Origin of the sequence: Sinomonas cyclohexanicum, from assembly GCF_020886775.1 — a bacterium.
In the GTDB taxonomy this organism is placed as follows: domain Bacteria; phylum Actinomycetota; class Actinomycetes; order Actinomycetales; family Micrococcaceae; genus Sinomonas; species Sinomonas cyclohexanicum.
The window spans coordinates 539,073-558,002 of the sequence record NZ_AP024525.1 but is presented as its reverse complement, the minus strand read 5'-3'; the positions used below and the strand labels follow the sequence as shown (position 1 = coordinate 558,002).

Sequence of the window (18,930 nt, the reverse complement as noted above, 5' to 3'; positions counted from 1 at the left end):
CCGTGACATGCGGACATGGTAGGCGCGTCCTCGGGGATAATCGACAGGTGCCCACCCCCGTCCAGCCGAGCCATGCCGCGTCGGTCCACCGAGTCCTCACCGAGGACGAGTGGCTCCCCCGCGCGCGTGCCCACGCGGAGCGAGCGGCACGGTTCGCCGAGCCGTTCGTCGCCCGCCGCAACGCCGGGAAGAAGCACCCCATCGAGGACTTCCTCTTCACCTACTACACGCACAAGCCCGGCCAGCTGGGCCGCTGGCACCCGGGGGCGGGGGTCGCGCTCACCGGCGACGCCGCACGGGAGCGCATCGACTGGAAGCACTACCGCGCACTGACCCATGCCGAGCGGGAGGCGGTCGGGCTCGCGGAGGGGGCGACCGGCGTCGTGCTCGACCTGCCCGCCTACGCCGCCGAGCGCGAGGAGACCGTCCGGTTCTGCGGGATCATCCTGCGGGGGACCGCCGCGCGGCCGGCGAACTTCGGGTGCTTCGGGCTGCACGAGTGGGCCATGGCGTACCGGAGCGAGAAGTTCGGGATCCGGCACGAGTACCTCCCGCTGCGGCTCGGCGCCGACGGCACGGACCGGGTAGTCGAGAGGCATCGGATCCGCTGCACGCACTTCGACGCGTTCCGCTTCTACTCTCCCGACGCCGCGCCGCTCAACGAGCTCCAGCCCACCCGGGCCACGCAGCGCGACCTAGAGCAGCCGGGCTGCCTGCACGCGAACATGGACCTGTACAAGTGGGCGTACAAGCTCGGTCCGGCGGTCCCGGGCGAGCTGCTCATGGACTGCTTCGAGCTGGCATGGCGAGTGCGGACCATGGACATGCAGGCCTCGCCCTACGACCTCGCGGACTGGGGCTTCGAGCCGATCCCCATCGAGACGCCCGCGGGCAAGGCGGCCTACGTCGAGGCGCAGCGGGGCTTCGCCGCGGAGGCCGAGGCGCTGCGGGCGCGGCTCGCTGCGGTACTCGTTCCGTTGGAGGCCGTCCTCCCCTGAGGCCCGCGCCCGCCGCCATACTGGCTCCATGGACGAGGACCTCTTCGCCGGGCCAGCCCTCGACGTGACGGCGGAGCCGGCCGTCCCGCGCAGGAGCGCGCCCTATACACCGCTCACCGCTGCCCCCGAGCCCGCGCCCGTCCGCCACCGCGCGGGCTACGCCCCCTTCGCCGCCTTCCTGGTCTCGGCAGGCATCGATCCGCGCACGACGGCGGGTGACCCGGCCGCCCTCATGGCCCACCTGCGAGCCCATCACCGCGAGATCGCCGCCGCGCCCGAGCTCGTCCAGGCGGCGGCCGTCTTCCTCGGGAACGCGCTCGTGGCGGTGCGATCGGACGCGGCGTGGCACGGCGACGAGGTGCGGGGACCGAGGATCTCGATCCCGCCGCGGACAGCCTTCGAACGCCTCGGCGAGGCGACCGATAGCCAACTGCGGCTGTTCGACGATCTCCTCCACGTCTGGTCGACCGCGGTCTACCCGCCGCCGCTCGAGATCCCCCGTCCTACACCGCCCGCGCCCGCGGACGCCTATAGGAGTCCTGACGTTGCAGGCTCTACTGTTCCCGATTCACTCCACACCGTGGCCCGGGCCCTCGCCGCGCACCTCGTGCGGACCTACGCCGTCGCGGCGGTCCCCGGCACGCTTCCTGCGGGGCGACCGCGACGGGCCGACGACGTCTGGACGGTCCACCTCGAGCCCGCTTCCCCCGACGCAGCTCCCCTCGTCCTCACAGCGCACAGGGAGGGCGTGTCCCTGGAGGCCGGTGTCCTCTATGCGCGCGACTTCCCGCGTGGGAACAGTAACGATTCAGACCTCCACGCACTCGAGCAGACGGTGCTCGCTGTCGTGGGCGGCCGGTTTGCCGAACGTCTGGCGGACCCCGATCCCGGGTGGTACGACCACGCGATGGCCTTCCCAGACGGATCCGAGTCGGGCAGCGGTGGCAGTCAGATGGCGGCCCACGGCGGCGAGAGGCTCGAGGCCGCACGTTCCCGGCTCGCGGCGCTTCCGCGCGGTTGGCAGCCGTGGCCGCTCGCGGACGCGGGGAACTGACCCACAACGCGTCGGACGGGACCCGCAATCTTTCGGACGGGACCCTACAATGCGGCGGCCCCGCCTCCGGCGTCCGTGAAGGACGACGGCGGCGGGGCAGCCTGAGTGCCGGGTGCGGGTGACTGGTCTGGCTGGCTACTGCCCGGGGACGGAGTCCACGGACGCCATGGACGGAGCGCCTACCGGCGTCGGGGCGCCCGCGGCCGAGCCGACCGAGAGGTCGATCCAGCTCTTGATGCCACTCGTGCCGAACGTGAACCGGCCCATGTAGGCGCCCGCCGCGAGCCCGTTCCAGGACAGGGTCTCCGTGGTCTGGGTGCCGTTGGCCGCGACGATCGGGTTGGGCGTCACGGACGCGTTGCCGGCGTCGCCGGCCCAGGAGGCCGCCTGGATCGTCGCGTCCGAGGAGCCGTTGTCCGGCGTCGCGAACAGGTTGGCGATCACGTAGTACGTGCCCGGTATCGGGTTCGGAACCTCGAGGGTCTCCGTCGCCGCGCCCGTGGCCGCGGTGAGCTGCTTGAGCCCGCCGGAGCCGTTCGGGGCCAGGACATACAGGTCCCAGTCCGTCCTGGCGTCGGCGGCCTTGACCACGAACCGCGCGGTCTTCTGGCCCGCCGGGACGCTGACCGCGACGAGGCCGTTGGAGGCGTCGTTCGCCGCCGCGACAGGGCCGGGCTTCTTGGTGATCGCCTTCTGCGAGACCGGCGCGAGGCCTTCGAGGCCCACGGTGATCGGGCTGTTGGAGCCCGAGGTCAGCGTGAACGTGCCGGAGCCAGTGCCCGTGGCCGAGGAGAAGCTGTAGCTCGGGTCGACCTTGGCCTCGACCGGGCGGATCGCGATCGGCGAGGTCACGGTGCGCGGGCCGACCCACGAGAGCGAGCCCGTGGTGAACTTCCCGTCCGCAGCAGAGACGTTCTTGATCGTGATCGTGACCTCGCGCGTCTGGCCGGCCTTGGCAAAGTTCAACGCCTGCGGCTCGACGTGGAAGTCGATGCCCGGGAGGCTGACCTGAGGCCGGTACAGGCCCGGAACCAGCGCGGTGACCTGGCGCTTGATCTGGACCTCGCCGACGAGCGATCCGAGGGCGATCGAGGGCAGGTTGACGTCCTTGGCCGCGACCGTGCCGCTGACGAACGCGTTCCAGTCCTTCGGTCCCGCGTTGTACACCAGGCCCGGGTCGGTGACCTTGGTGGTATCCACGTGGCCGGCGCCGCCGTCGAACGGGTTCGTGTTCGGGGTGCCATCGGCGTTGACGAGCGGGTACGCCGTCGTCATCATCGCGGACTTGACCATGGCCGGGGACCACGTCGGGTTCTTGCCGAGCACGAGCGCGCCCACACCGGCGATGTGCGGGGAGGCCATCGACGTGCCAGACATGAAGCCGAACTGCTCGCCCGCGTTGGCGATCGGCGAGACGCCCGCGAGGACGTTGACGCCCGGCGCGGAGATGTCCGGCTTGAGCAGGTCGCCGCCGGAGGCCAGCGACGGGCCGCGCGAGGAGAACCCGGCGATCTGCGGTGTAGGGTTCGCGGGCTTGCCCGTGAGGTCTCCCTTGACGAGGCTCACCTTGATGCTCGGATCCTTGGCGACCTTGGCCTTGAGCTCCGGGCCCTCGGGGGCGTTGACGTGGATGGTCGGGACGGAATGGAGGTCCGAGTCCTCGGAGCTCGGGGTGAGATTGATGAGGATCATGCCCACGCCGCCCGCGTGCTTGACCTCGGCGGACTTGTCCACGCGGGCGTTGACGCCGCGGTCGCAGATGACGACCTTCCCCTGGACCTTGGCGGGGTCGAGGCTGTTGGCCATGCAGAGGTTCGCGTCGGCGGCACCCGGCAGGGCGGCGTCGGCCGCAATGATGGGCTGTTTGTCCTCGACGCCGCCGTTCATCACGGTGGCGCCGCGGTACTTCGAGCCGTCCGAGAGGACCACGGTGCCCACGAGGTCGCCCGGGAACGTACTCGCGGCGACCGAGGTGACCCAGGGCGCGGCGTGGTTGACGGTCGAGGCGGTCGGGCCGGAGTTGCCGGCCGAGTTCGCCACGAAAATGCCCGCAGAGGCCGCGTTGAGGAACGCGAGGGCCACCGGGTCGGTGGTGGAATCCGTGTTGCCGGAGATCGAGTAGTTCAGGACGTCGACGCCGTCCTTGATGGCCGCCTCGATGGCCTGGACGGACGCGGACGTGTAGCAGCCGCCGGTGTTCGGATCCGTGTCCTCCCAGCACACCTTGTACACGGCCACCTTCGCGGCCGGCGCGACGCCCGAGCTCACGCCGAAGTCGGTGCCGGCGATGCTCATCTTCACGTCCGCGTTGCCCGCGGCGGTCGACGCCGTGTGGGTTCCGTGGGAGCCCACGTCCACCGGGGAGATCAGTTCCTCGGGCGCACGCTTCTCCGGCGGGACGCTCTTGAGGAAGGCGTCGGCGAAGTAGCGCGCGGAGAGGACCTTGGAGTTGCACGCGCTGCCGTCGAACGCCGCGCCGGTGTCGGCGCCCTTCTGGCACTCGCCCTTGAACGTCTGGCCGTCGCCCTTGAGCATGGCAATCGCGCCGTCGGAGTCGAGGTACGGCACGCCGACCTGGGGCGTGGCGCCCTGGGCGAGGGGCCTGACCGGGTCCCCGGTGAGGAACGGGTTGGACGGCGTGTAGCCGGTGTCGATGACGCCGACCACGGTCCCCTTGCCGGCGCCCTCCTTGCCGCCGAACTGGGTGGCCCACGAGCCCTGGGCCCCGGTGAGCTTCATGAAGTCGTTGCTGGTGTAGTCGGGGGCGTGCTGCTCGTCCAGGGCCACCGTGAGGACGGCGGTGTCCTTCGCGAGCTGGGCGGCCTGCTCGCCGGTGAGCTCGGCGGTGAAGCCGTTGAGCGCCGTCGTGAACTGCTGGCCGACGCCGAGCCCGTGCTTGCCGGCGAGGTCGCGCTGGGCCTTCCGCAGGTGCGCGTCGTAGGCCTTGACGTTCGGGGCAGCGGCATCGACCTTGCGGCCCTTGTCCGGCTTGGTGGCGGCGTAGCCGGGGGTGCCCCCGTCGTAGGCTGCCACGGCCTCTTCCGCGAGGACCACGATGTACCGGCCGTCCTGGTAGACCTTGCCGGAATCCACGGACGCCGGAGAGGCCGAGGGTGCGCTCGGGGTGATGTCGGGCGCGGCGTTCGCGGGAAGCGCGAGGCCGCTGAGGGCGAGCGGAAGGCCGACGGCGAGCGCTGCCAGACGCGCTCGCCGCGGCCTTGCGCCGGGAAGGGGTTCTCTCTTCACGCGGGGGACCTTTCATGGGGGCGAGGATGTGACTTCCGCCACGGGCGGAATGGCCCCTAAGCTACCCGAAACGTCTGCTTCATACCAGTCAATTGGGTGCTAAATCCAAGTTTCTGCACAGGAATGACACAGGCATATGACGAAAATGGAGGCGTCCGGTGACTGGGACGCCTCCATTCTCTGCTCCCGCAGTGTCAGAGCATGCCCATCGGCGTCACGTGGAGCGTGCCGAAGCCCACCTGGCGGCCCTCGGAATCGAGCACCACGAGGGTGTCGGCGCCGTTCTTCGTGCCCTCCGGCAGGATGAGGCTCACCTCGTTGCCGAGCGTGGCGGCGACGTACTTGAAGGCGAGGCCGAGCTCGATCGGCGAGGCCGCGCCTGCATCAACGACCGTCCGGGTCAGCCTGAGCGTCGCCTGCGCGACGCTCGAGGCGCCCAAGGCGAGGTCACCCGCGGGGAAGGGCGCGCCGTCGGCCGCCACGGAAGTGAGCGAGACGTTGCCCGCGTTGCCCACGGTGGAGGACGACAATCTGGTCGCCGGCGCGAGGTCCGTCCAGCGGCAGTTGCCAGCGCCCGAGGGCACGAGCGGGGCGAAGTTGCCCGCGGTCGGGCCACGGCCTCGGTGAACGGCTACGCGGCCGCGACCCGCATCGCGGACGTCAGGATCGGCGTCTACTCCCTGACTACACAAGTCGACATAGCATGTCTCATGAATAGCTCACAAAAAAATGCCCTATTCATAGGGTTCTTTCGGCCCTAGCGGAGAGTAAATTCCCGGGTACGCGATCGAGCACCGCAAGGAGAGCTGGGGAGATGGCCGCGAAGCCCAGAAGCGCTTTGCCCGTAGTCATGGCCCTTGCTGTCGCCACCGGTCTCACGCGCATGGTTCTCCAGAAAGTCAAGGACGACAGGGAGGCACAGAAAGCGCAGGACAAGGACGCCGGGAAACCGCAGGAGGGTTGAGGCCTCGAGCCCTCAACGCGGTCCGGACACACCAGGGGCCCGAATCCGTCAAGAACTCAACAGAAAGCCAGATGCCAACGAGGGGCGTGCCGCACGCGGCGCGCCCCTTTTCCGCTGTTCACGCTGCCTTCGGCCCCGCTCTAGGCGACGTCCCCGTCCACGTAGAACCACCGGCCGTCCTCGCGGACGAACCGCGAGTGCTCGCGCAGCACCCCGCGTTGTCCCTTGTGCTGCGCACGGTCCGTGTAGTGGGCCGCGAAGTCCACGGTGCCGTCCGCGTCGAAGGGGCCGCCCGCCGTCGTGCGCACGACGTCGAGTCGTCGCCACTGCATCGAATCGTCGAGTTCGAGCGTGGCCGGGCGGGTGGACGGGTGCCAGGTGGCGAGGAGGTAGTCGGCGGCAGCCGCGTCGCCGGCGGCGAACGCGCTGTAGCGCGAGCGCATGAGGGCCTCCGCCGTCGGGGCGCCGGTCCCCGTGGCGAGGCCGGCGTGGTACCGGCCGCAGCAGGCCGCGTAGGTGTCGCCGGTGCCGCATGGGCAGCGCGATTCAGGGTCGAGGGTCACGCGGCCAGCCTAGCCACCCGCTGAAGGGTCACATCCCCGGTGAGGGGTCAGATCCCACGGGCCGATGTGACCCCTCACGCGGGAAGTGACCCCTCACCGGGGAAGTGACCCCTCAACGTGGGGTGGGGGGGCTACGGGGTTACCGTCACCGGGACCTTGACGTCGAGGTGACCCTGCGCGGCTGTGAACTCAGCGCGGCCCGTCACGGTGCCGGCCTTGGCGTCGGCCGGGGCGGTCACGCGCACAGCCACGGTCGCACTCGAGCCAGCAGGGAGCGCGGGGACGTCCGCGTTGGCCGCGGTCCAGCCGGCCGGGAGCGACAGGGAGACCGTGCCGCGCGAGAACGCGTGGTCGTCGCTGTTGGTGACCGTGAACGTGACGTCCGCAGAGGCACCGGGGGCGACCTGTGCGCCGTCAGACCTCAGCGAGCCGCACAGCGGGCCGAGCCACTGGGCGTCGAATGTGTCGAACGTGATCGTGTTGTTGGCGCCCTCGTAGAGGACGCCGTACTGGCCGTTCCCGAGCGGGGTCACGGTCGAGTAGCTCGTCGGAAGCCCCGGCGCGAAGGCGCGGGACGTGCTCCAGGTGGCGCCATCGTCGCACGAGTAGCGGATGGTGCCATTGATGCGGGAGAACGGCGGGTTGTCCGCGTTCGAGAAGAGGAGCTTCTTCGCGTCCGCGGACCCCTCGGGCGCGTCCGGGAACATGCGGGTGATGCCCGCGTTGTTGCGCGGGTCCGTCAGCGCGTGGTCGTACGTGACGGGGCCGTAGGTCTCGCCGCCGTCATGCGAGATCGCGATGCGGCGGCCGCCGCCTCCCGCGCTGTCCCGCGAGTTGAGCATGACGTCGCCGTTGGAGAGCTCCACGACCTTGTTCTCATCCATCGAGGTCCCCACGGGCTTGCCCATGGTCCAGCTCTTGCCGTGGTCGTCGGAGTAGACGCTGTAGGCCTGGATCTGCTTCGACCCGTCCGCCTGGACGATCGTGCCGGCGAACTGCTGGATGAGCCGTCCCTTGTGCGCACCGTACTGGAGCTGGATTCCCTCGCCGGAGGACGCGAATTGGCCCACGACGCCGCCCACGTTGGCCACGCCGTTCACCGTAGTGCCCACCGGCTTGACGACGTTCGTGATGAGCGGGCCCGCGAAGCCCGCGTACTCCGACCCGGCCGGGTAGGACGTAGGGGTCGGCAGCGTGGGCTGGTTCGCGGGGTCGGTGGACCAGGTCTGACCGCCGTCGGTCGAGACGGAGACCTCGGAGCTGATGACCATGCGGTCGGCGTCGTCGTTGCCGAGCCGACTGGATGCGAAGCCCGCGTCCTTCGAATAGACGTGGAAGTTGAAGATCGTGCCGGTCTCGCGGTCCACGACGTAGCTCGGGTCGCTGAAGCCGTAGCGCTGCACGCCGGGGGCCGACACCTGCCCGCGGGCGATGAACGTCGGCGCGCCCCACGTCTTGCCGCCGTCAGTGCTGCGGCGCTGGACGATCGAGTTCGGCGCCGGCGAATCGCCGCCGGTCGGACGGCCGTCGTACGAGGCGAGCACGACGCCGTTGCCGAGGCTCGCGAGGCCCACGATCCGGTAGTACTTGCCGAGCACCGGATCGATCGCATTGTCCCCGTTGGACGCGAGGACCTGGCTGCTGAAGTGCCCGGGCGCATCGTTGTTGCCTGTGCCGGGTACGGCCTGTGCCGGCAGCGCACCGGCCGCGAGCGTCCCCGCGGCGAGCACGACGGCGCCTAGTCCGGCAAGCGGAGCGCGCGCCCGGCGTCGTGCGTGCGTGCTGTTGGTGATGTCCATGTCTCTCCCAGATAGATTTGATGTTGGACATCCCACAAACTACCTATGACCCACGTCACTGTCGAGACCCTCGCACTCGGTGACGCAGGGATGTCACGGCCGCCTTGAGGCTCTCCGGTAGAATCAGGGTGCAATCCCCCCTATGCACAGGAGCCTCTTTCGATGCCGCGGATCGTTGTCGACGTCATGCCCAAGCCCGAGATTCTCGACCCGCAGGGGAAGGCGATCGTCGGGGCGCTGCCGCGCCTCGGCTTCACCGCGTTCAGCGGCGTGCGCCAGGGCAAGCGCTTCGAACTGACCGTCGAGGGCCCCGTCACCGACGAGATCCTCGAGCAGGCCCGCAATGCCGCCGCAACGATGCTCTCCAACCCGGTCATCGAGGACGTCGTGAACGTCGAGGTGCTCGAGGACTCGCAGGCATGAGCGAGATCCCCCTCATCGCAGACCTCGGCGCCCCCGAGTCCGCGCCCCTGACGGGAGCGAGGATCGGCGTCGTCACCTTCCCCGGCACCCTCGACGACCGCGACGCGGCGCGCGCCGTCCGCCTCGCAGGCGCCACCGCCGTGCCGCTGTGGCACGCCGACACTGATCCTGGTGCGCTGCGCGACGTCGACGCCGTCGTGCTCCCCGGCGGGTTCTCCTACGGCGACTACCTCCGCGCCGGCGCGATCGCGCGGTTCGCCCCGCTCATGGGCAAGATCATCGACGCGGCCAACTCGGACGCGAAGCTCCCCGTCCTGGGCATCTGCAACGGCTTCCAGATCCTCACCGAGTCCCACCTGCTCCCGGGCTCGATGGTCAAGAACGACCACCTCAAGTTCATCTGCCGCGACCAGGTGCTGCGCGTCGAGAACAACCGGACCGCGTGGACCAACCAGTACGAGGCCGGCCAGGAGATCACCATCGTCCTGAAGAACCAGGACGGCCAGTACGTCGCGGACGAGAAGACCCTCGACGAGCTCGAGGGCGAGGGGCGCGTCGCGTTCCGCTACGTCGGCTGGAACCCCAACGGCTCGCGTCGCAACATCGCGGGCATCACGAACGCCGCCGGAAACGTCGTGGGCCTCATGCCGCACCCGGAGCACGCCGTGGAGCCGGGCTTCGGGCCGCTGGATCCGGATACGGCCGGCTACTCGACCGACGGGCTCGGCTTCTTCACGTCCGTCCTGACCACCCTCGTGGGAGGCACCAAGTGACCGCAGGGAACGAGACCAGCACCGTGAACACCAACGCAGTGCCCGCCAAGAAGTTCAACATCGACACGGTCGAGCACGCCGGGCAGACCCCGGACACCGAGCTCCCGTGGGCCGAGCTGGGCCTGAAGCAGAACGAGTTCGAGGAGATCGTCAAGCTCCTCGGCCGTCGCCCCACCGCGGCGGAGCTCGCGATGTACTCGGTCATGTGGAGCGAGCACTGCTCCTACAAGTCCTCCAAGGTGCACCTGCGCCAGTTCGGCGAGAAGCTCACCGACGAGATGAAGAAGGACATGATGGTGGGCATCGGCGAGAACGCCGGTGTGACCGACCTCGGCGACGGCTGGGCCGTGACGTTCAAGGTCGAGTCCCACAACCACCCGTCCTTCGTGGAGCCGTACCAGGGCGCCGCGACCGGCATCGGCGGAATCGTCCGCGACATCATCTCGATGGGCGCCCGTCCCGTGGCCGTCATGGACCCGCTGCGCTTCGGCGCGATCGACCACCCGGACACGGCCCGCCTCGTGCACGGCATCGTCTCCGGCATCGGCGGATACGGCAATTCCCTCGGCCTGCCGAACATCGGGGGCGAGGTCGTCTTCGACTCGGTCTACCAGGCCAACCCGCTCGTCAACGCGCTCGCCGTCGGCGTGCTCCGGCACGAGGATTTGCGCCTCGCCAACGCCTCGGGCGAGGGCAACAAGGTCGTGCTGTTCGGCGCCCGCACGGGCGGCGACGGGATCGGCGGCGCCTCGGTGCTGGCCTCGGAGTCCTTCGACGACTCGAAGCCGAGCAAGCGCCCCGCCGTCCAGGTCGGCGACCCGTTCGCAGAGAAGGTGCTCATCGAGTGCTGCCTCGAGCTCTTCAAGCACTCCCTCGTGGAGGGCATCCAGGACCTCGGCGCCGCCGGCATCTCGTGCGCCACGAGTGAGCTCGCGTCCAACGGGGATGGCGGCATGCGGGTCGAGCTGACCAGCGTCCTCCTCCGCGACCCCACCCTGACCCCCGGCGAGATCCTCATGTCGGAGTCGCAGGAGCGCATGATGGCGATCGTGACCCCGGAGAACGTCGAGGCGTTCGAGAAGGTCATGGAGAAGTGGAACGTCGAGTACTCGTGGCTCGGCGAGGTCACCGAGGACGGCCGGCTCATCATCACGTGGGACGGCGAGACGATCGTGGACGTGGACCCGCGCACGGTTGCCCATGAGGGCCCCGTGTACCACCGGCCGTACAACCGCCCCGAGTGGCTCGACGGCGTCCAGAAGGACACGTTCCGCGCTTCCGAGGCGGGCAAGGACCTCCCGTCCACCGGCGAGGAACTCAAGGTCGCCGTGCTCGAGCTCATGGGGAGCCCGAACATGTGCGACAAGTCCTGGGTCACCAAGCAGTACGACCACTACGTGGGCGGCAACACGGCCCTCGCCTCGCCCGACGACGCCGGCGTGATCCGCGTCGACGAGGAGACCGGCCTCGGCGTCGCGATCTCCACCGACGCGAACGGCCGCTACGCCTACCTCGACCCATACACGGGCGCGCAGCTCGCCCTCGCGGAGTCGTACCGCAACGTCGCCACGTCCGGCGCCGTCCCGATGGGCGTGACCGACTGCCTCAACTTCGGCTCCCCCGAGGACCCCGAGGTCATGTGGCAGTTCGCAGAGGCCGTGCGCGGCCTCGCCGACGCGTGCCAGGTGCTCGGCATCCCGGTGACCGGTGGCAACGTCTCGCTGTACAACCAGACGGGCACGACGCCGATCCACCCCACCCCCGTGGTAGGCGTCCTGGGCAAGTTCGACGACGTTGCCCGCCGCACGCCGTCGGGCTGGCAGAAGAACGCGGACGGCCAGGCGATCTACCTGCTCGGCACCACCCGCGACGAGCTGGACGGCTCCGAGTTCGCGAACCTGCGCGGCCACCTCGGCGGCCTCCCGCCGAAGCTGGACCTCGAGGCGGAGAAGACGCTCGGCGCGATCCTCATCAACGCCTCCCGCGACGGCATGGTCGACGCCGCGCACGACCTCTCCGAGGGCGGCCTCGCCGCCGCGCTGGCCGAGATGGCGCTGCGCTTCGGTGTGGGCGCCCGCGTGGCCCTCGACGAGCTGTGCGAGCGGGACGGCGTGGACGCGTTCACGGCGCTCTTCTCGGAGTCGCAGGGCCGTGCCCTCGTGGCGGTGCCGCGCTCGGAGGAGGTCCGATTCAACGACATGGCCACCGCGCGCAACTACCCGGTGGCGCGCCTCGGCATCGTCGACGTGCTGGCCACGAGCCTTGAGGTGCAGGGGCTCTTCGACCTGCCGATCAACGAGCTCCGCGAGGTCCACGAGGAAACGCTGCCGAAGTACTTCGGCTAGGGGCCGAGGCCATTGGGCGCCGAGCGGGGGTTCGACGCGCGGGATTCGCCGAGCCGCGAGCTGAGCGGCTTGGACGATGCGGCGGTTGCCGAGCGCCGTGCGGCTGGGATGGTCAACATCCAGCCGCACGGCACCAACCGCACAGTCCTGCAGATTGTCCGCAGCCATCTGCTGACGCTCTTCAACCTCATCCTCGGCGCGTGCGGCCTCGCGCTGATCCTCTTGGGCCGTTGGCTCGACCTGGTCTTCCTCGTCGCCGCGGTGGCGAACGTGATCATCGGGATCGTGCAGGAGGTGCGGGCCAAGCGCAAGCTCGAGCGCCTCTCGGTGCTGCGACGAGACCCCGTGCGTGCCCTGCGCGCGGGCTCCATCAGCGAAGTCCTGCCCGAGGACCTCGTGCTCGACGACATCGTCCTCCTGGGCCGCGGCGACCAGGTCCCGGCCGACGGGACTCTGCTCTCCTCACGGGACCTCGACCTGGACGAGTCCCTGCTCACGGGCGAGTCCGACCCCGTGCCCAAGGACGCCGGGGACCAGGCGCTCTCCGGATCGTCCGTCGTCTCGGGAAGCGGGGCGCTCCAGCTCACGCGTGTCGGGCCGAGCGCGCATGCCGTCCAGCTCACCCGCGAGGCCCGGCGTTTCTCCCGGGTGGGCTCGGAGCTGCGCACCGCACTGGGCCGGGTGGCGCGGTGGGTGAGCATTGCGCTCGTGCCGATGGCCGCCGTCGTGCTCAACGGTCAGATGCAGGCCGCCGGCGGGTGGGCGGGGGCGCTCGAGTCCGGCGCATGGCGTGACGCCGTCGTCGCCGCGGTGGCCTCGGTGACGATCATGGTCCCGCAGGGCCTCGCCCTCCTCTCGACGCTCTCCTTCGCGGTGGCGGCCGCACGCCTGGCCCGCGGGCAGGTGCTGGTCGAGGAGCTCGACGCCGTTGAAGTCCTCGCGCGCGTGGACGTGCTGTGCCTCGACAAGACCGGAACGCTGACCGAGAGCGGCGTGCGGCTCGAGGACGTCATAGCGCTGGCTGGGGACGCGGACGACGGCGCGTGGCGGCGCGCGCTGGCCTGGTTCGGCGCCGATCCCGACGCGAACGCCACCGCCCGGGCCCTCGCCGAGCGCTTCACGGAACCGCCCGCGAGCGCTCCCGCGGCGGTGGTCCCGTTTGCGTCATCGCGCCGCTGGAGCGCGGTCGCGTTCGACGGCGGCGCAGCGCCCGGGGCGTGGGTCCTGGGTGCGCCGGAGGTGCTCCTCGGGGACCGGCACCCCGCGGCGATGGACCGGAGCCGCGAGACGGCGTCGCGCGGTCTGCGCACCATGGTCATCTGCAGTGCCGGCGCCCTCCCCGCGCACGGCCTCCCAAAGACGCTCGAGCCGCACGCCATCGTCACCTTCAGCGAGAAGGTCCGCCCGGACGCGGCCGAGACCCTCGCCTACTTCCGTGAGCAGGGAGTCCAGCTCAAGGTCCTCTCGGGCGACCATCCGCGCACGGTCGCCGCCACGGCCCGCGCGGTCGGCCTCGCCGTGGGCGAGGCCGTGGACGCGAGCACCCTTCCCGAGGACCCCGCCGCGATGGCCGAGGCCCTCGACCGGCACAGCGTGTTCGGCCGGGTGCGTCCGGAGCAGAAGCGCGCCATGGTCCAGGCCCTCCAGTCGCGCGGCCACGTGGTGGCCATGACCGGCGACGGCATCAACGACGCGCTCGCCCTCAAGACCGCCGACTTGGGCATCGCGGTGGGCAACGGCGCGCCAGCGACCAAGGCGGTGGCGCGCCTCATCCTCCTCGACGGCAGGTTCGCGACGCTCCCCGCGGTCGTCGCCGAGGGACGGCGGGTCATCGCGAACATCGAGCGCGTCTCCCACCTCTTCTTGGCCAAGACCACCTACGCGTTCCTCCTCGGGCTCGCCTTCGGTGCCCTCGCATGGCAGTTCCCCTTCGTTCCCCGCCAGCTCTCCACCTCGGACTTCATCGTGATCGGCTTCCCGGCCGCCGTGCTGGCGCTCATGCCGAACCTGCGGCGGTACCGGCCCGGCCTCCTCGGACGGGCGCTGCGCACGGCGGTCCCTTCGGGCGTGGTGATGGCCGCCGTCATCCTCGCCGTCTATGCCGTGGGGCACGGGGTGCTTCACGCGGAGCCCGAGGACATCGATTCGGCCGCGTTCGGGGCGCTCGTCGCGACCGGCCTGTGGGTCCTCGGCGTCGCCGCCCGGCCCTTCGCGAGGTGGACGTGGGCGCTCATGGCCGCGATGGTCCTGAGCCTGGTTGCCGTCTTCGCCGTCCCGCAGCTGCGGGAATACCACGAGCTCGAGCTCCCCGATCCGGGCATGTTCGCGGCGACGCTCGCGGTGTGCGCCCTCGGCTGCGGGATGATCGAGGCCGCGCACCACCTGATCTCGCGCCGGGCCCCCAATCGCGAGGCACTCAGGCGCGAGGCCCGCTGACCTCGAGCACGGCCGCCCCGGTGATCCTGTCGCCCGCAAGGTCGGCGAGCGCGCGGTGCGCGTCCTCGAAGCGGTAGGGGACCGTCGTCGTGCGCACCGGGATCTCGGCGGCGAGGCGGAAGAACTCCTCGCCGTCGTCGCGCGTGTTGGCGGTGACGCTGCGGAGCTGGCGCTCCTGGAAGAGGTGCTCCTGGTAGTTCAGCGGCGGGATGTCGCTGAGGTGTATCCCGGCAACGGCGAGGGTCCCGCCGCGGTCCAGCGCCGCGAGGGCAGGCGGGACGAGCGTGCCGACGGGGGCGAACAGGATGGCGGAGTCGAGCTTCTCGGGCGGCTCCTCGTCCGCTCCCCCGGCCCACGCGGCTCCGAGCTCGAGCGCGAGCTCGCGGGCCTCGGGCGCACGGGTCATGACGTAGACGGTCGCCCCGCGGTGCATGGCCAGCTGCGCCGTGATGTGCGCGCTGCCGCCGAACCCGTAGATCCCTAGCCGCCCGCCGTCGGGCATCGCCGCGCGCTTGAGCGCACGGTACCCGATGATCCCCGAGCACAGCAGCGGCGCGGCGGCGCGGTCGCCGAACGCTTCCGGGATGCGGTAGGCGAAGTCCTCGCGCACGACGGCGAGCTCCGCGTACCCGCCGTCGTCGTCCCACCCCGTGAACCGGGGTGCTTCGCAGAGGTTCTCGCGGCCCGATGCGCAGAAGCGGCACGTCCCGCACGTGCCGCGCAGCCACGCGATGCCGATGCGGTCGCCGAGCTGGAAGCGGCTGGCTCCGGGGCCGAGCGCCTCGACGCGGCCCACCGCCTCGTGGCCCGGGATGACGCCGTGGCGTCTGGGCGTGAGGTCCCCCTCCGCGAGGTGCAGGTCCGTCCGGCACACTCCGCAGACCGACACCCGCATGAGGACCTCTCCCGGCCCGGGCACGGGATCGGGTCGCTCGCCGAACACGAGCGGCCCCGGCTCGGCCCCCGCGGGACCCGGAATGTCAACCCACCAAGCGCGCATGCGGTCATTCTGCCGCGCCGGGGCGGGACGGGACAGGGCCACTCGGCACCCCCCAACGGTGAGGGGTCACATCCCCTGACCACTCAACGCAGGGACATGACCCCTCAACCAGAGGGTTGGGACGCGTGCTCAGCCCGAGACGATCGCCACGAGGTGCGTCGTGTGGTCGTACCGGAACGCAACGGGCCCGCCGCCGTGGTCGAACCCGATGTTCGGCCCATTCTCCACGCCGTTGGTCCCGTAGTTGACGTCCCAGGATCCGTTGAGGGCCACCTTGAACGAGTATGAGCCAGCGGGAAGCGAGGCGAGCCGCAGGATCCAGCCCTGCGAGCGCGCGTCCCACACCGCGGATGTCGCCGCGCAGGCCGGGTCCCAGTCCCCCGTGCACCCGGCGAGGTGCTGGTACGTACCGGGGAGGTTCACGGCCGCGGGCTGCGTGACGGGCCATCCGGCCGTGACGAGGTGGGTCGAGTCGTTGTAGCTGAACACGACGGGCCCGCCCGGGTGGTCGAGCCCGACGTTCGGCCCGTTGGCCGCCCCGCCGACGCCGTAGTTGACGTCCCAGGATTTGTTGAGCGCGGCCTTGTACGAGTAGCTGCCCTGCGGCAGGCTGTACGTTCCGCGCCAGACTCCCTGCGCGGCGTCGAACGTCAGCTGCGCCTGGGCGCACGCGGGATCCCAGTTGTTAGCGCACCCCATCGCGGTGTTGAGCGTCCCTGGCACCGACACCGCCGACGGTTGGGCCGCATGCTCGGAGACCGTGGTCAGGTGCGAGTCGTGCCGGTACGTGAACGTGAGCTTCCCACCAGGGTGGTTCAGGGTGGTGTTCCCGCCGTCCCGCGCTCCCCCGGCGCCGTAGTTCTCGGTCCAGGAACCGTTGAGCGCGGCCTTGACCTGGTACGTCCCGGCCGGCAGGTCGAGGGTGAGCCGCCACTCGGACGCGATCGGGTCGTACTGGGCCATCGTCGCCGGACACGCCGGGTCCCAGTCGCCGCCGCAGCCCGCGAGGTGCTGGTAGTCGCCCGCAATCGTCACCGAGAGCGGCTGCGGCGCGGGCCCTTTCGGCGCGTCCGGATCGACCGGAGTAGGCACGACGGCGGCGACGGTCGCCGACGTCGCGGTGTGGCCTGCGTTGTCGAGTGAGACGGCCCGATACTCGAGCGGCGTGCCCGGCGTCATGCCCTTCGTCGCATCGAAGACCTGGTACGGGTAGGTGTCGTCGGTCCCGATGTTGTGCCACTGGCCGCCCGCACCGGCGGCGCCCGGGACCCGGGCCTGGAACGTCACCTCGTAGAACGAGTCGTGCGGGAGGTCCGCGGTGACGTTGACGCGCGTGTTGTCCCCGCCCGTCGCCGCTGGCGTTCCGATCTGGGGCACGGGCGCCGCAGCCGAGTCGGGGATGCGGCCCGCGGACTCGTAGACCACGGCGGAGAACGCCGGGACCGTCACCGTCAGCGTCCTGTCCGCGGCGGTCTTGAGCCGGTCCGTTGCCCCCGCGCCGAACACCTTGGTGAACGGCCGCTGGGCGATGTACGTCGGCACGGCCGCCGTACGGGGCGCCGCGGTGTTGTTCAGGGCCACGACGTACTCGCGCTGCGCCGTCGCGTCGATGCGCGAGAACGCGTACACCCCCGCGGTGGACTCGGCGTAGCGGTCCTGGTGCGCGCCCGATCGCAGCGCGGGGTTGTCCCTGACCACCTTCGCGAGGTCCGCGATCGAGGTGTAGAGCGGATGCGTGGTGACGTAGTTGTCCGAGGCGTGGGTCGCCGTCGTGCCCAGGAGCGGGTCGGCGAGGTACTCCGGCGTCTTGGACGCGAACATGTCCTGTCGCGCGAGCTGGTCGCCGCCCGTGCCGGTGAAGCCCTGCTCATCGCCGTAGTAGACGATCGGATTGCCTCGCGAGAAGTACATGAGCTCAGTCGCGAGACGATCGCGGGCAACCTTCTCGGCGTCGGACGCGTTCGGGTTGTCGGTGTCGATGAACGACCCGATGCGGCCCATGTCGTGGTTCCCCAGGAACGTGGGCAGCTGGTACACGTTCGAGGTCGCGGTCGTGTACCAGTCGTCCCCCTGGAAGAGCTTCTGCAGCGTCGTGGCGGGCGAGGACGCCGACGCGTAGGAGCGCGCCGCCTGCTGGAACGGGAAGTCGAGAACCGCCTGGACGCCGTCGGACGTCGTGAACTTGGAGGTGAAGTCGCGCGAGGTGTCGTAGACCTCGCCGAACATGAAGAAGTCCTTCTTCCCGACCGAGTGCGCGTACTGCAGGATCGCGGGCGAGAACTTCTGCCAGAACGCGTCGTTGACGTGCTTCATCGTGTCGATGCGGAAGCCGTCGATCCCGAAGTCGCCGATCCACTTCTTGTACACGTCGATGAACCCGTTGAGCACCTTCGGATTCTCGGTGAAGAGGTCATCCAGGCCCGAGAAGTCCCCGTAGCCGGCGCTCTCCCCCGCGAACGTCGAGTCGCCGCGGTTGTGGTACAGGCTCAGGTCGTTGAGCCACGCAGGGACCTTGGCGTTCTCGTCGCCGGACGAGACGTACGGGTGGTACGGGAACGAGATGGCCGGGTCCATGGCGGGGAACGTGGGCTGGTCGGCGACCGCGGCGTCGTCGAACGTGTTCCCCGCGGCGTCCCTGTAGGGGGAGACGGTCTTGCTCACGTAGGGCATCCGGTCGCCCTCGGTGTACTTGATGACGTCCGCGGTGTGGTTGGTGATGATGTCGAAGTAGACCTTCATCCCGCGCGCGTGCGCCTGGGTGATGAGGTCCCCGAGCTCGGCGTTGGTGCCGAGGTGCGGGTCGATCTGGGTGAAGTCCGTGATCCAGTAGCCGTGGTAGCCGGCGCTCTTGTCCTGCGGCTGGACGGCCTTGTTCTTGAAGCTCGGGGTGAGCCAGATCGCCGTCGTGCCGAGGCCCTGGATGTAGTCGAGCTTGCCCGTGAGGCCCTTGAGGTCGCCGCCGTGGTAGAAGCCCTTGTTGGTCGGGTCGAAGCCGGACACCATCGGGTCGGCGCCGAGCCCGCCCTGGTCATTCGCGGTGGTGCCGTTGGCGAAGCGGTCCGTCATGACGAAGTAGTAGTTCTCCGTTCCGGCGGCGGTGCGGAACGAGTGGGTCGCTCCGGTCGAGGGGGCGGAGGGCAACGGCGGCGGCGCGGCGAGCGTCGTCGTCGCGCCTCCCGCGACGAGGCTCGCCGCGAGGACGACTGCGGCCGCCGCGGCTCGCGCTCGAAGGCGGGGGCGGGCGCGTCGGGCCGGGGCAAGGCGGTGCTGCATGGAGACCTCCCAGAGTGCGGTGACGCCGCCAACTATGGTCTAAGTCACACGATGTG

At 70.4% G+C, this 18,930-nt stretch carries 13 protein-coding genes; 7 read left to right on the top strand and 6 right to left on the bottom strand.

Annotated features, from left to right (window positions below; translation table 11 throughout):
- Positions 1-47: 47 nt before the first annotated feature.
- Positions 48-998: a 3-methyladenine DNA glycosylase gene (locus SCMU_RS02725; RefSeq protein WP_229231462.1), complete on the top strand. Its 951-nt coding sequence runs from the start codon at positions 48-50 to the stop codon at positions 996-998.
- A 28-nt stretch (positions 999-1,026) separates the two neighbouring features.
- Positions 1,027-2,052 carry a DUF6226 family protein gene (locus SCMU_RS02720; RefSeq protein ID WP_229231461.1) on the top strand — a complete coding sequence of 342 codons (1,026 nt, stop codon included), beginning with the start codon at positions 1,027-1,029 and terminating at the stop codon, positions 2,050-2,052.
- 135 nt (positions 2,053-2,187) lie between these two features.
- Here SCMU_RS02720 and SCMU_RS02715 read toward each other — a convergent pair whose 3' ends face one another.
- Positions 2,188-5,298: a S8 family serine peptidase gene (locus SCMU_RS02715; protein ID WP_229231460.1), complete on the bottom strand. Its 3,111-nt coding sequence runs from the start codon at positions 5,296-5,298 to the stop codon at positions 2,188-2,190.
- A gap of 194 nt (positions 5,299-5,492) precedes the next feature.
- A complete protein-coding gene (locus SCMU_RS02710) occupies positions 5,493-5,813 on the bottom strand; it encodes a hypothetical protein (protein ID WP_229231459.1) in 321 nt (106 codons plus the stop codon).
- A 299-nt stretch (positions 5,814-6,112) separates the two neighbouring features.
- Between SCMU_RS02710 and SCMU_RS02705 the strand changes: the two genes are divergently transcribed.
- Entirely contained in the window at positions 6,113-6,262 is a 150-nt protein-coding gene (locus SCMU_RS02705; protein WP_229231458.1) for a hypothetical protein, read from the top strand.
- Positions 6,263-6,402: 140 nt separating this feature from the next.
- On the opposite strand, the gene SCMU_RS02700 is transcribed toward SCMU_RS02705, so the two are convergent.
- A complete protein-coding gene (locus SCMU_RS02700; RefSeq protein WP_229231457.1) occupies positions 6,403-6,825 on the bottom strand; it encodes a YchJ family protein in 423 nt (140 codons plus the stop codon).
- A 131-nt stretch (positions 6,826-6,956) separates the two neighbouring features.
- Positions 6,957-8,624 carry an exo-alpha-sialidase gene (locus SCMU_RS02695; protein ID WP_229231455.1) on the bottom strand — a complete coding sequence of 556 codons (1,668 nt, stop codon included), beginning with the start codon at positions 8,622-8,624 and terminating at the stop codon, positions 6,957-6,959.
- 162 nt (positions 8,625-8,786) lie between these two features.
- Between SCMU_RS02695 and purS the strand changes: the two genes are divergently transcribed.
- From purS to SCMU_RS02675, 4 genes are read left to right on the top strand one after another with little or no spacing between them, the layout of a single operon-like run.
- Positions 8,787-9,047 carry a phosphoribosylformylglycinamidine synthase subunit PurS gene (gene purS / locus SCMU_RS02690; RefSeq protein ID WP_229231453.1) on the top strand — a complete coding sequence of 87 codons (261 nt, stop codon included), beginning with the start codon at positions 8,787-8,789 and terminating at the stop codon, positions 9,045-9,047.
- A complete protein-coding gene (gene purQ, locus SCMU_RS02685) occupies positions 9,044-9,820 on the top strand; it encodes a phosphoribosylformylglycinamidine synthase subunit PurQ (protein WP_229231452.1) in 777 nt (258 codons plus the stop codon). The genes purS and purQ overlap by 4 nt, the downstream gene beginning before the upstream one ends.
- Complete coding sequence (purL, locus tag SCMU_RS02680) at positions 9,817-12,165, top strand: phosphoribosylformylglycinamidine synthase subunit PurL (RefSeq protein ID WP_443020203.1); 2,349 nt, start codon at positions 9,817-9,819, stop codon at positions 12,163-12,165. The genes purQ and purL overlap by 4 nt, the downstream gene beginning before the upstream one ends.
- 12 nt (positions 12,166-12,177) lie before the next feature.
- The gene (locus SCMU_RS02675) at positions 12,178-14,601 is read left to right on the top strand and encodes an HAD-IC family P-type ATPase (protein ID WP_229231450.1); all 2,424 of its coding nucleotides are present in this window, start codon (positions 12,178-12,180) and stop codon (positions 14,599-14,601) included.
- Here the strand turns inward: SCMU_RS02675 and SCMU_RS02670 are convergent.
- Together SCMU_RS02670 and SCMU_RS02665 are read right to left on the bottom strand one after the other, a co-directional pair.
- Complete coding sequence (locus tag SCMU_RS02670) at positions 14,582-15,601, bottom strand: zinc-dependent alcohol dehydrogenase family protein (RefSeq protein ID WP_229231448.1); 1,020 nt, start codon at positions 15,599-15,601, stop codon at positions 14,582-14,584. The genes SCMU_RS02675 and SCMU_RS02670 overlap by 20 nt on opposite strands.
- Before the next feature lie 129 nt (positions 15,602-15,730).
- Positions 15,731-18,874, bottom strand: a complete 3,144-nt coding sequence (locus SCMU_RS02665) for an alpha-amylase family glycosyl hydrolase (RefSeq protein WP_229231447.1) — start codon at positions 18,872-18,874, stop codon at positions 15,731-15,733.
- Positions 18,875-18,930: the final 56 nt, after the last annotated feature.

Bases quoted from the DNA above. Each gene is read 5' to 3' on its own strand.
- SCMU_RS02720 (WP_229231461.1), top strand. From the start codon at position 1,027: ATGGACGAGGACCTCTTCGCCGGGCCAGCCCTCGACGTGACGGCGGAG.
- SCMU_RS02705 (WP_229231458.1), top strand. From the start codon at position 6,113: ATGGCCGCGAAGCCCAGAAGCGCTTTGCCCGTAGTCATGGCCCTTGCT.
- SCMU_RS02695 (WP_229231455.1), bottom strand. From the start codon at position 8,624: ATGGACATCACCAACAGCACGCACGCACGACGCCGGGCGCGCGCTCCG.
- purS (WP_229231453.1), top strand. From the start codon at position 8,787: ATGCCGCGGATCGTTGTCGACGTCATGCCCAAGCCCGAGATTCTCGAC.
- purQ (WP_229231452.1), top strand. From the start codon at position 9,044: ATGAGCGAGATCCCCCTCATCGCAGACCTCGGCGCCCCCGAGTCCGCG.
- SCMU_RS02670 (WP_229231448.1), bottom strand. From the start codon at position 15,601: ATGCGCGCTTGGTGGGTTGACATTCCGGGTCCCGCGGGGGCCGAGCCG.
- SCMU_RS02665 (WP_229231447.1), bottom strand. From the start codon at position 18,874: ATGCAGCACCGCCTTGCCCCGGCCCGACGCGCCCGCCCCCGCCTTCGA.